Below are 12,470 nucleotides of genomic sequence, written 5' to 3'. Positions count from 1 at the left end.
CATCAGGAATCTCGTTTTTTCCTCATAGATCTTAAAACTCTTTGTCCTTTGTCGGTGAGGAATAAGCGCACCTTTTCAGAATCACTTCTAGTCTCCACGACGCCGGCTTTCTTTAATTTCAATAGCTCGTCCATGAACCTCGGATCGTCTTTGGCGAGTTTTATAGCCTCCTTAACCTCTATTCCATCTTCAAGGTTTAGTAAAATAGATTTCTGCTCACGTGTCAACGGTTCCATGATTGTAACGCCATGTAGAACAGGGAGCCGGCGCACGGTATCGGCTATATGATAACATTCTACACCAGTATTGAAGGCAGCGATGAGAGCAGCATCAGCTAATATTCTTGTCCCTCCGCTAACATTCAATGCGACCTTATCTCCTCGTTTCCTATGAGTTGATATACAATCAACAATTCTATGGAAGGTAGAAAGGAAATCGAATTTGTCCACTAAAAGCAACTCCACTGGCACATTGGCCATGTTTGCTGCTTCCAATATTTTTTTGTATTGTTCTGTGCGCGAATTCTCTTCGCTGGTGACGACTATTAAGGCGTCATGCGGGACCGCCTTCATGGCTTGTATTATTTTAGAATGGTCATAACCAAATGTGGTGATGAGTACACGCAAAATGGTCACCTTAATAAAAGGCGCATAGATTCCTGCACGCGCACTATTTTCTTTCTCCTATCGTCAGGCTTAGTTATCAGCTCCACAGCTCCTTTTTCTAATAACAATTTTATGTGGTGATTCACAGTGGCCTTGTGCAGGCCCATTTCTTTGGCTAATTCTATCTGGGATATGCCATCTTCATGCTTCAGAATCTGCTTAAGAATATCCTTTTCTACTGGGGTAAGGGCGTTCGAGTATTTCATGTGCAGAAAAGGAAGGGCTATCTCTTCGTATGTATCGTCATGAACATATACAGCGTTCAGACCTTCGAAGATACATACCAGCAAGGCTGCTCCACTCATCAATCTAGTTCCACCCGCGATGTTAAATACGGCTATATCTTCACCTGCGCTTCGCAAGGCTAAAACTTGATCTTGAACCTTCTCTGCCACCATCATGAGGTCGAAAGCATCGTCAAGTTCGACCACATCGCATTTTATCTGCATAGTGCGGCAATAATCCACCACCGCAGCGACTGCTTCTTTTGACTTCTTCGCTGGGCTGATGAAGACCACGACATGATCTACTCCGGGCGTGGATTTAATAGTGGGGATGAGAGACTGCGGACGGAAGCCCAAGGTCCCTAGAATTGCGACCATATGCTCACCTTTGATACAATCTATGATTTACATGAATTCATTTCCTAATATTGTATTATAAAAACTAATACTATTATCTCGACTATAATGTTTACCGAATCAAACACAACTCAGCATCTAATTTTCTAACGGAAAAGGATGGCGCCCTGGTCGGGATTTGAACCCGAGTCGAAGCCTCGACAGGGCTTCATGATAGGCCGCTACACTACCAGGGCTTCCGGCTGTCTCGAGAATAAATTAGTCCTATATATCACTTGAGGTTAAAGGGAGATTCTACATTATTCTGGGGTGGAATCAAATTCTCATGTTTTAATGCTCTAGCTACGTTCACTGTCCCCTGCAAGTTCTTTAATTAAAAATACGATTGAGATACGATAGAATGGAAGAAAGAAAGCTCAAAGTCGAAGATTACATGATCAGAGATGTCATCTCCATACCTGGTGACTTTACCGTAGAGCAAGCTATAGAAAAATTGATCAATACTGAATTTCATGGTCTACCTGTAACTGATAAGGGCAAGCTGATTGGGTTCGTGACGGCCAAGGAGCTTCTACGGAATATCAGCAAGCCTGATGCCAAAATAAGGAATATCATTCGACGGGGAACTTATTCAGTTACTCCCGATATGGATTTGGACGACGCCGCTAGGGTATTATTTAGATATGGGCTAAGGAACGTTCCTGTAGTTAACGAGAAAGGTATGCTCATAGGCATAATCTCGAATTTGGATATCGTAAGATCTCACATCGAGCGAGCCACCCCTAATAAGGTCCTTATGGTCAAGACCTTCCTCGAAAAGAAACACGGGATAAACATCAACGTCAAACGACGAGTGATACCGATAGAGCAATTAAAGCCCACGCAGTGGGAAGTCTTCGCAGATGAACTTCTAGGTCGCCAAGAGGAGATAAGACGCGGACTGGTGGAACCGATTATCGTGGTGCAGAAGAATGACCATTATCTCCTGGTGGACGGTCATCATAGGGTCTTGGCGGCCAAGCAGATGGGCGTCAAACAATTTTCTGCCGTTGTATTACAGCCCGATAGGGACATCGAACTGGGCATGGAAAAAACGGCTCGCGAGCACGGCCTAAACAGTCTTGATGATGTTAAGATCATAGATGGTTCGCACCATCCTTTGGTGGAGATCACCACCCGTCTATTGAAAGATGAGAGCAAATGACTTTTTTATCCTCTTTTCTTCCATTTTTCTCCAGTCATCCCTATTCGCTTATTTCTGGAGGTTCCTTAAGGACTCCAATATGATTCTTTGTTCCACCGATGCCACCATGCCGATAGTCTTCACCACGGTATCAGGGTTCAAAGAGATGGAATCGATGCCGCAACGCACGAGGAACTCCGTGAATTCAGGATAAACGCTCGGTGCCTGTCCACAAATTCCCACTGGTACCCCTTTCTTATGCGCCTTCTCAATCAGAATGGCTATAGCACGCTTGATAGCTTCTTGGCGCTCATCGAAATATCCCATCTTGGCCAGAATGTCCGAATCTCTATCCGCACCCATGATTAGTTGGGTAAGATCATTGGAGCCAATGGAGAAGCCATCACAGACTTCCGCGAACTCCTCAGCCATGAATATTATCACTGGCACCTCTGCCATGAGGTAAAGCTTGAAGTCGGGGCCACGTTTTAGGCCAATCTCCTCCATCATTCTTGTGATTTCTTGAACCTCGCTGACCGTACGAACGAAAGGAAGCATCACCCAAACATTCTTCAGATTCATCTCTTCCCGAACTTTTTTCACCGCTAGCAGCTCGCATTTGAATGCTTCTCGATAGGAGGGACTGACATAACGTGAACAACCGCGCCATCCTATCATCGGATTCTGCTCTGGAGGCTCGTATTTCTCTCCGCCTGGCATGTCCTTGTACTCGTTGGTTTTAAAATCACTAAGCCTTAGGATGATGGGACGAGGGAAGAAGGCCTTGCCAACGATTCCAATACCCTCTGCCAGCTTATCTATCAACTCCTTCTGCCTACCATGTTCTACCATATGTGAGGGGTGTTCTCCTATGTACGAAGTGAATAAGAATTCTATACGCATTAGTCCGACACCAGACACTGGCAGCTTGGAATACTCATCCGCTTTGTGAGGGATGGCAACGTTGACCATAATCTTAGTCGCCGTGACCGGGACGCTCATGGCCACGGGTGCCGCAGCCTTTTCCTCCTCCTTTTTCTCCTCCGCGCCCTCGATTACCACGCCCCTTGTCCCATCAACAGTTACCACCATTCCATCCTTTAGCAGCTTTGTGGCCTCTTTGGAGCCCACTATGCATGGGGTACCAAGTTCTCTAGCCACAATGGCAGCATGACAGGTCATACCCCCCTCATCCGTAATTATCGCTGCAGCACGCGTCATGGCGGGGACCATGTCGGGCGAGGTCATCACTGTAACCAGGATATCACCTTTCTTCACTACATCAAGGCTCTCTCCTTCAACGTAGATGCGAACCGGACCTGAAGCTATGCCAGGACTAGCAGCCAAACCTTTTAGAAGGATTTTACCCTCTTTTTGATCCTTACCTTTCTCGTTTGTCTTTTTCCCGCCGTTGCTACTCAAAGTCGTTACAGGTCTTGCTTGTACGATATAAAACTTCCCATTTTCCAAGCACCATTCGACATCCATAGGCTTGTTGTAATGTAATTCTATTTGATTGCCTATGTCAGCTATCTCCAAAATCTGCTCATCGGTCAATTTTTGCTTTTCCATCAGGTCTGGTGGTATCTCTTCTCTAATGGTATCTCCGGTCTTTCCTCGTACCAGCTTCCAAGTCTGCCTGGCCACTCTCTTGTTGATTATCTTGGTGTGGAACTTGTCCACCACATACGTATCTGGAGTAACCTTACCGCCTACTATGGACTCTCCTAGACCATAGCCGGCTTCAATTATGATGTGGGGGAGTTCAGAATTGGGGTCCACGGTGAACATGATCCCTGCGACATCCGAATTTACCATTTTTTGCACAACCACAGCCAGCTTTACCTTGTTGTGGTCGAAACCTTTACTGCTACGGTAAGAGATGGCACGGGGCGTGAAAAGGGATGACCAGCATTTCTTCACTTTATCTATCAAATCCTCAGGTTCTGAGACATTCAGGAAGGTATCCTGTTGACCAGCGAAAGAAGCGGTCGGCAAATCTTCGGCGGTGGCGCTCGATCTTACTGCAACAAGGCCAGTTCTTTTCTCACCTTCGAATAATGAATGAAATTCCCTTAGTATTTCATCCCTAAGGTCATTAGGGATTGTCGCATCATCGAACATCTTCCTTATCTTTTGAGAGCATTCCTGGAGCGAATTTTCTGAGGTGACATCTACGCTTCTCAATGTATTCTCAATTTTACTTGTCAGTTCATTTTTATTTAGGAAGTAATCATAGGCCGCAGTGGTCAGAACGAACCCTTCAGGGACGTTAAATCCAGCAGAGGTCAACTCCCCCAGGTTCGCGGCCTTCCCCCCGGCCACGTTTATATCACTCGCTCCCAATTCTGAGATTTTCATTATTCTCTTCATCGGCTCACCCTTGTGTTCCGAAGGGGTTTGGCCATAAGAATCGCAAGCTTTTGCAATCCTTAAACATCATGACCTATTGGTTGAATAAACTCATTGCTATTAACTTTATGGGAAAATTAAAGAAAAATGCAGCGCATAAAATTATGCGGAAAATTGAAATCATGTTTTTCATCCAGATTTGTTAATGAAAGGGCCATAATAGGTCTATAGGACTTAAATTATGCGCGTTCTATGATTATTTTTTTTAATGAAATTTAGAGCAATGTTAAAATCGCAAAAGGGAAAGCTGAATATTTGAATATAGTTTCGTAAAATATTAGAATAATTATCTACTTCATTTCATTGTTTAACTATTTTTTTCGGCATAGAAATAATGTTTGAGAATCGTAGTTTTTTAAATGAATTTCGATGAATCGTAGCTGTCCTATGTCTTTCGTAAGGAATCAATGATATGGTTAAATAATAAGATTAAATTCAGGGAAGGCATACGTGAGAGGGTTTCACGTGAGTACGATCGAGATTAGATGGCATGGTAGAGGTGGGCAAGGTGTCGTGACTGCGAACGAGATTCTTGCTGGCGCAGCTCTCAGGGAGGGAAAATACATAAAAGCATTCCCTGAGTTCGGTCCAGAAAGGATGGGTGCACCTATCCGCGCTTTCGCGCGTATCTCGGACAAACCTATTAAAGTTCACAGTCAGGTATATTATCCAAATTATGTGGTTGTGCTGGACCACACACTCTTATCATCCCCATCTATTAAGGAAGGACTCAGCGAGAAGAGCACCGTGATTGCAAATTATCCTGATTCCAAAGAGAAGTTAAAAGCGATATTTGGCAACTATGACCTGCACATCGTGAACGCCAATAAAATCTCCATGGAGGAGATAGGAAGGCCCATGGCCAACACTGCTATGTTAGGCGCTCTGGTGAAGGTTTCTAAACTGGTTAACATCAACACAGTGACTGCAGAATTGGCTGCAAAATTTGCTGGCAAATTCAATCAGGAGATAATCAACAAGAACATCAGAGCCGTGGTGCGCGCTTACGAGGAGGTGCAGTGATTGGCTGGAGAGAAGGCAGGAGAACTGCCGGAAGGGGGAATGATCCTAGAGGCTGGATCTTCTAGAAAATATCTAACTGGCGATTGGAGGTCCAAGAGGCCGGTATGCGACGAGAGCAAATGCACTAATTGTTTATTGTGTTGGATATATTGTCCAGATAACAGTGTTATAGTAAAGGATGGGAAGAGAGTCGGCTTTAAGCTCACTCATTGCAAGGGTTGCGGGATCTGTGCCAATCAATGCCCAGTTAAGTGTATAAAAATGGTAGAGGAGGGAGTCTGATGGAAAGGGTAGCTATGAATGGAGACCAAGCTATTGCCCTGGCTTGGAAGCAAATAAATCCAGATGTTGTGGCCGCGTATCCCATAACCCCGCAGACTATTATCGTTGAGGCCTTCTCCGAATACGTAGCGGATGGTCTTGTGGACACTGAGTATGTATGCGCTGAATCGGAGCACAGCGCCATGTCCATGTGCATTGGAGCATCAGCGGCGGGGGCGAGAACTGCGACGGCAACCGCTTCTGCAGGCTTAGCTTTCATGTGGGAAATGCTCTACATTGCTTCTGGGATGAGATTACCTATAATCATGGCAGTGGCAAATCGAGCACTATCTGGCCCAATTAATATTCACTGTGATCACAGTGATGCCATGGGCGCGAGGGATTCGGGGTGGATACAGATATTCGGGGAGAATGTGCAAGAAGCCTATGACAATGCCATTATGGCGTTCAGGATAGCGGAGCATATGGATATTCGGCTTCCAACCATGACATGCTTAGATGGCTTCATAATCACGCACTCTCTGGAAAGATTTGAGCCTATTCTCGATGATGAAGTGAAGAAATTCGTAGGTGAATTCAGATACAAGAGATCTTTGCTGGATGTGAAGAATCCCACAACCTTTGGCCCCTTTGATTGGACTGATTATTATTTTGAACACAAGTATCAGCAAGTAGATGCCATGCGCCATGTCATACCGATAGTAAAACAAGTGCAAGAGGAGTATGCTAAGATTTCCGGTCGAAAGTACGACATAATCGAACCTTATCGCATGGAAGACGCAGATTATGCCGTGATAGCGATGGGATCGACCGCAGGAACCCTCAAGGAAATTGTGGATGAGCTGCGCTCTGAAGGGAAGAAGGTAGGAAGCATTAAACTGAGATTATTCAGACCTTTCCCCTCGAAAGAGCTAGCGGACATCTTGGAAGGCCTTAAGGGAGTTGGAGTGATGGATAGGGCAATTAGTATGGGCGCCACGGGTCCGCTTTTCCCAGAAGTTAGAAGTGCATTATATGAAAGGAAAGAGCGGCCAAATGTGAAGAATTACATATATGGTCTAGGAGGGAGGGATATCAGGCCAGAGGAGATCAAGCACGTTTATAAGCAGCTCATATACGATGAGGGCGAAACCGTCAACTTCTTGGGGGTGAGAATCTGACCATAACCACCAATCTAAAAGTTCTCTCTGGAAGGGAGGACCGATATGTGGAGGGTCACAGGCTATGTGCCGGATGCGCTGAACCGATCATAGCTCGGCAAGTCCTTATGGCCACTGAGAAGCCGGTTGTGGTGTCGAATGCAACTGGCTGCTTCGAAGTCTCCTCTAGCATATATCCATTTACCTCTTGGAACGTGCCTTGGATACATAGCGCTTTCGAAAACGCCGCATCAACTATTTCTGGGGTAGAGGCGGCATATTTAGCCTTAAAAAGAAGAGGAAAAGTGACAGAGGACATAAGGTTCGTTAGCTTCGGAGGAGATGGAGCGACTTATGATATTGGCTTTCAGGCACTCTCTGGAGCTATAGAGCGAGGACATCGTTTCTTGTATGTCTGTCTCAATAATGAGGCCTATATGAATACGGGGATTCAGCGTTCAGGAGCGACAAGCAAAGGGGCTCAGACCACGACTTGCCCGGCAGGGACTTGCATTCCCGGCAAGAAGGAGTTCCCCAAGGATCTGACAAAGATCATTATCGCGCATGATCTACCTTATGCAGCGCAGGCATCACCTCATAATTATAAGGACCTCATAGAGAAGGCGGCGAAAGGTTTCGAGGCCAACGGACCAGCCTTTTTGAATGTGATATCGCCTTGTCCCAGAGGGTGGAGGCATGACTCCTCTAAGACCATTGACATGGCAAAATTAGCGGTTGAGACATGCATATGGCCCCTTTATGAATTTGAAAAGGGAACATGGAGGCTGACGGGTGAATCCCTGCGAATCGCCGAAGGCTCGAAACCTAAGCTACCAGTTTCTGAATGGCTGAAGTCTCAAGGGCGCTTCTCCCACCTCGCTAAAGAGAAATGGAGCTTCATAGCTGAGGAGATACAGCAGAATGTGGATCGCAAATGGGAGGAATTATTGAAGCTTTGCAAGCTCTAACTTTTTAATTTTTTCTTTAGAATTCATCACTTTTTTTTATCACTATTTCAGATGCCGCATCATAGTGCATCGCATGATATTTTTATTCATTTAAATAATAATAATTAATTTATTTTTTATTCTTAACAAAATCTATCTCCGGCGGTCGTTTATTGGTTGGATTCCTCTTGAGAGGCTATGAGCTCTTCCCATAGCTTTAGGGTCTCTAGAGCTTCTTCTTCATCTACTACTTGAATAGCGAATCCAGCATGAACTACTACATAATCTCCTACTTTTGTGTCCACCAAAGATATGTTCGCCTCTCTTATCACGCCTCCAAAATCAACACTCGCATTTTGGCCATTTATTGACACAACTTTACCTGGAACTGCTAAGCACATGTGATTTCCACCTCAGGAAAGAAGCTTAATTATGGCCTCCGCTGGCTGTCCATCACATGCTTTAAGGGCTGCGATAGCTTTCTCTCTTGATGCACCAGTTTGTGACATCACCAACTCGATATCTTCTTCAGGAATGTCTACCTTCTGCTTATCATCGCTCTTGGTCTCCTGTTTTTGGGTGAGAGGAGTCATCTTCTCCTCGCCGATTATCTGGAAGGTTTTTTGTCCCTGAACCTTCATGATGGTGACCTCAGCATTTTGAATGCGATATTCCGCATCTTTGGTACGGATGATGACCTCTGTGACTCCTTTCAACTCCTCGGTTTCAATGCCCATACGCTTCATGGCTTGCTTGACCTGGCGCGGGTTCACACCCCTCATCCCTGGAATCATACAGACAATGACGAACTCAGAAGTCTATCATAAAACTTTGTAAAAATTAGAAAAGAATAAAAAAGAAATAGGCGGGTTCGACGATGTTTAGAGAACTCTTAGGTATTTCTTGTGCTCCCAGTCCGTTACCCAGGTTCGATAATCATCCCACTCTTTCCCCTTTATATGTAGGAAATGCGAGAAGATATGGTCCCCCAAGACTTCTTTCATGAGCTTGCTGCCAGAGAATATTTCCAGTGCTTGACCCAGAGACTCGGGAAGCGATTCGATACCCAGGCGTTTCCTCTCTTCCTTACTCATATGATATATGTCCTTTTCCACTGGTTCCGGAGGATATATCTTCTTTTCGATCCCATCTAGACCGGCGGCGAGCATTGCGGCAAATTGCAGGTAAGGATTCCCAGCTGGATCTGGATTACGAAGTTCTATTCTGGTCCTTCCTCCTCTGCCAGCAGGGACCCTTATCAAAGCTGAACGGTTCATATTCGCCCAAGATATATAGCAAGGTGCCTCGTATCCAGGTACTAGGCGCTTGTAAGAATTGACATATGATGCTAAGATGGCACAAATTTCCTTGGAATGATGCAATAAACCGCCAAGATATCTCATGGCCACATCAGAGAGTCCATATTTTCCATCAGGGTCATCGAAGGCGTTACGCCCATCAACCGTGGCCAAACTCTGGTGAACGTGCATTCCGGATCCATTCACCCCAAAAATCGGTTTAGGCATGAAGGTGGCGTATAGCCCATATTTGGCCGCGATAGTCTTCACCCCGAACTTTAGAGTCATCATACGGTCCGCCATGGTGAGCGCATTCTGATAGCGCAAATCCACCTCTAATTGGCCAGGTGCGACCTCATGGTGGGAAGCTTCCATGTCAAAATGCATTGCGTCGAAGGCCAGTACAATATCTTTCCGGACCATCTCTCCGATGTCCAAGGGCATCAGATCGAAATATCCACCAGAATCGGCGGGCTCTAATATGGGACTGCCCCTATCATCCATATTCAAAAGAAAGAACTCGAATTCTGGGCCGACGTTAAACGTCCAACCTTTTTCTTTGGCCTTGTCTATCATTTTTTCTAGGACCCATCTCGGGTCACCTTTGAAACGGTTACCACTATGATCATATATATTACACATGAAGCGCGCTGTTTTCATCGGAGAATCGGAAGTCCAGGGATAGATTTGGAAAGTTTCAAGGATGGGTTGTGCGCGCATATCGCTCTCTTCTATCGTGGCATACCCCAGAATGGAGGATCCATCTATGAACACGCCCTCATCCATAGCGCGTTCCAGCTTGGTTACGGGTATGGACACGCTCTTTACCACGCCGAGAATGTCTGAGAATTGCATTTCAATGAAACGCACATCTTCATCCTTTACCTTTTTGAGAATTGCATCCTTGGCTTCACTCATGGTTCTCGTTGGAGACATAAGGATGGCTATAAATCGCTAGAACAAATATCTTTCTGTCGAGTCTTAAGGCAGATGATTAGACATTTTATCATTTTGAAAGGTAAAATCGCTAATCATGGCTATTTCCATCTCCTTCGCTCAAAGCCTTTTTAAGCGCCTCTTTGGCCATCCTCACTGCAATTGTTCCCTTGCTTGGATCCGAAGCCCCACCGGAGGCGAAATGCATCTTACCTCCCCCTTTTCCACCTAAAGGTTCCAAGGCCTCTGCAAGAATCTTTCTGCTGTCCACCTCCAAGTCATTGCTAGTTGCCACGATAAGCATCAACTTATCGTCCAAAGCGGCTAAAATGGCTGCTGTTCGTTCTTCATTTGTGATCTTGTTTACCGTATCTATTAGCGTTTTCTTATCTAGACCTTCGAATACGCCGGAATAGACTCGGGCACCTTCTATCTTTTCAGGCATCAAATTAGCCAGGGCCGCTTTCGCATAGGTTTTTAGCAGCGCACTTTTTACGCTCACATCATTCTTGAGATTGGCTATAGCATTGATCAGATCATCTGGTCGAGAACCCGCAGCTTCAGAAGCCTGAAGAGCAAGAGAGGAAAGACGAAGGGCTGTATCTATCGCTTTTCGACCCACCTCGAATTGTATTTCATAATCTCCCATGGGTCTAGCCGAGACCAGCCTTGTGATGACAATCATCTTTATCTCTCTGGTATTCTGGACATGTATTCCTGCGCATGCTGCCTTATCGATTTCTCCTATCTTGACTATCCTGACTCTATCACCATGTATTTTATCAGCCTTAATGCGCACCTGCTTCAATAGGTCTGAATCTTTGGAAGTCCAGACCTCACTAACGGGAAGTTGAGAAGCAATCGCCTCATTTGCTTCCGATTGTGCCATTGACAATAACGGCCAGCTAAGGTCTCCCTTGACTATGAGACTTTTTTTAGATGGTGTTATGGATATCTTCACCAATTCGATCTCAGGATGAATCTTGCTCAAAATGGAGTAGAGAAGATGTTCACCAGTGTGTCCCCTCATCAAATCAAGCCTACGCTCCCAATCTATTTGGCAATCCACCCTAGCCCCCGGCCTTAATGCATGTCCAGGAACATGATGAAAGACCTCTCCTCCTTCCATCTTCACAGATTTTACCTCAAGGCCAGCCAACCATCCTGTATCAGCATCCTGGCCTCCTCCTCCTGGGAAGAAAGCAGTCCTGTCCAAGGATAACCATTCTCCCCGAACAGTTGTAACTATGGCATCGAAAGTTTTCAAATATGGATCCACTTCATAGAGCAGACGTGTCATATCGATGCTCATATGTATTCGATTCTTAAAAATGTCCTAAGAATAGATTGATTTCTCACTGACTGAATTTTTAATAGAAGGACCATAAAATCGACAAATGTAACGAGAGTACTTTAGGAAAACAGACAAATATACATAGCGGCATTCTCAGGCGCAGCCAAAAGGAAGAGTATTGCGATGTCCAGTAAAGACCTTGACGAATTAGACAAGCGCATAATCAAGGAATTATGCACCTCGAGCCAAGGCTCCTACAGGCAAATAGCCAAGCGCCTTAATATTCATCCCACGACTTTAATCCAGAGAGTAAAGAGCCTGGAGGAATCAGGAATAATTCATGGCTATCGTGCCCATGTGGATTATTTAAAACTGGGGTACGAATTCATGGCTATCGTTCATATATATGTGGAAGGCGACCTCTTGGATATTCAGCAAAGAATAAAATCGCTCAAGGATGTGGTGGCTGTTTTCGATGTTACTGGGGAATGCGATTCTATTGCGTGGGTGGCTTGCAAGAATCGCGAGGAGTTCAGCGCAGTCATCAAATCCATGCTGCAGATAAAGGGAGTAAAGAAAACCAACACTTACGTTGTTTTAAACATGATAAAAGATCCTTTTCAATTCATGCCAACCTTCGAGTAGAACTAGGGTTAATGTGATGCACAATGTCGATTCAAGAGTTAACCATTTAAGATTTTGCAGTATTT

At 45.1% G+C, this 12,470-nt stretch carries 13 protein-coding genes and 1 tRNA gene; 6 read left to right on the top strand and 8 right to left on the bottom strand.

Annotated features, from left to right (window positions below; translation table 11 throughout):
- Nucleotides 1-2 precede the first annotated feature (2 nt).
- The 3 genes from QW520_01755 to QW520_01745 all read right to left on the bottom strand — a co-directional run bounded on the left by QW520_01755 (nucleotide 3) and on the right by QW520_01745 (nucleotide 1,482).
- The gene (locus QW520_01755) at nucleotides 3-626 is read right to left on the bottom strand and encodes a DUF6293 family protein (GenBank protein ID MEM0448532.1); all 624 of its coding nucleotides are present in this window, start codon (nucleotides 624-626) and stop codon (nucleotides 3-5) included.
- Between the two features lie 5 nt (nucleotides 627-631).
- Entirely contained in the window at nucleotides 632-1,267 is a 636-nt protein-coding gene (locus tag QW520_01750; protein MEM0448531.1) for a MarR family transcriptional regulator, read from the bottom strand.
- A gap of 139 nt (nucleotides 1,268-1,406) precedes the next feature.
- A tRNA-Asp gene (locus tag QW520_01745) sits at nucleotides 1,407-1,482 on the bottom strand.
- 164 nt (nucleotides 1,483-1,646) lie between these two features.
- Between QW520_01745 and QW520_01740 the strand changes: the two genes are divergently transcribed.
- A complete protein-coding gene (locus QW520_01740; GenBank protein ID MEM0448530.1) occupies nucleotides 1,647-2,450 on the top strand; it encodes a CBS domain-containing protein in 804 nt (267 codons plus the stop codon).
- 48 nt (nucleotides 2,451-2,498) lie between these two features.
- Here QW520_01740 and ppsA read toward each other — a convergent pair whose 3' ends face one another.
- Nucleotides 2,499-4,802, bottom strand: coding sequence for a phosphoenolpyruvate synthase (gene ppsA, locus QW520_01735; GenBank protein ID MEM0448529.1), 2,304 nt, complete (start codon nucleotides 4,800-4,802; stop codon nucleotides 2,499-2,501).
- 504 nt (nucleotides 4,803-5,306) lie between these two features.
- Here ppsA and QW520_01730 point away from each other — a divergent pair.
- The 4 genes from QW520_01730 to QW520_01715 are packed head-to-tail and all read left to right on the top strand — an operon-like array spanning nucleotide 5,307 to nucleotide 8,253.
- A complete protein-coding gene (locus tag QW520_01730) occupies nucleotides 5,307-5,864 on the top strand; it encodes a 2-oxoacid:acceptor oxidoreductase family protein (protein MEM0448528.1) in 558 nt (185 codons plus the stop codon).
- Nucleotides 5,865-6,146, top strand: a complete 282-nt coding sequence (locus tag QW520_01725) for a 4Fe-4S binding protein (protein ID MEM0448527.1) — start codon at nucleotides 5,865-5,867, stop codon at nucleotides 6,144-6,146.
- Nucleotides 6,146-7,306 (top strand): pyruvate ferredoxin oxidoreductase, encoded by a 1,161-nt coding sequence (porA, locus tag QW520_01720; protein MEM0448526.1) that lies wholly within the window; start codon nucleotides 6,146-6,148, stop codon nucleotides 7,304-7,306. The genes QW520_01725 and porA overlap by 1 nt, the downstream gene beginning before the upstream one ends.
- 47 nt (nucleotides 7,307-7,353) lie before the next feature.
- The gene (locus QW520_01715) at nucleotides 7,354-8,253 is read left to right on the top strand and encodes a thiamine pyrophosphate-dependent enzyme (GenBank protein MEM0448525.1); all 900 of its coding nucleotides are present in this window, start codon (nucleotides 7,354-7,356) and stop codon (nucleotides 8,251-8,253) included.
- 149 nt (nucleotides 8,254-8,402) lie between these two features.
- Here the strand turns inward: QW520_01715 and QW520_01710 are convergent, their stop codons facing one another.
- The 4 genes from QW520_01710 to QW520_01695 form a co-directional block, all read right to left on the bottom strand.
- Nucleotides 8,403-8,633 (bottom strand): HypC/HybG/HupF family hydrogenase formation chaperone, encoded by a 231-nt coding sequence (locus QW520_01710; GenBank protein ID MEM0448524.1) that lies wholly within the window; start codon nucleotides 8,631-8,633, stop codon nucleotides 8,403-8,405.
- Nucleotides 8,634-8,645: 12 nt separating this feature from the next.
- Nucleotides 8,646-9,014 (bottom strand): nascent polypeptide-associated complex protein, encoded by a 369-nt coding sequence (locus QW520_01705; protein ID MEM0448523.1) that lies wholly within the window; start codon nucleotides 9,012-9,014, stop codon nucleotides 8,646-8,648.
- A gap of 99 nt (nucleotides 9,015-9,113) precedes the next feature.
- Nucleotides 9,114-10,448, bottom strand: a complete 1,335-nt coding sequence (locus QW520_01700; GenBank protein ID MEM0448522.1) for a glutamine synthetase family protein — start codon at nucleotides 10,446-10,448, stop codon at nucleotides 9,114-9,116.
- 109 nt (nucleotides 10,449-10,557) lie between these two features.
- Nucleotides 10,558-11,778, bottom strand: coding sequence for a DHHA1 domain-containing protein (locus QW520_01695; GenBank protein MEM0448521.1), 1,221 nt, complete (start codon nucleotides 11,776-11,778; stop codon nucleotides 10,558-10,560).
- Nucleotides 11,779-11,943: 165 nt separating this feature from the next.
- Here QW520_01695 and QW520_01690 point away from each other — a divergent pair, with 165 nt between their 5' ends.
- A complete protein-coding gene (locus tag QW520_01690; GenBank protein MEM0448520.1) occupies nucleotides 11,944-12,405 on the top strand; it encodes an Lrp/AsnC family transcriptional regulator in 462 nt (153 codons plus the stop codon).
- Nucleotides 12,406-12,470 lie beyond the last annotated feature (65 nt).

It is taken from the genome of Methanomassiliicoccales archaeon (assembly GCA_038740345.1).
Taxonomy (GTDB): Archaea; Thermoplasmatota; Thermoplasmata; order Methanomassiliicoccales; family UBA472; genus JAJRAN01.
Note: the sequence above shows the minus strand (reverse complement) of the source record. Positions and strands in the feature narration are given on the sequence as shown.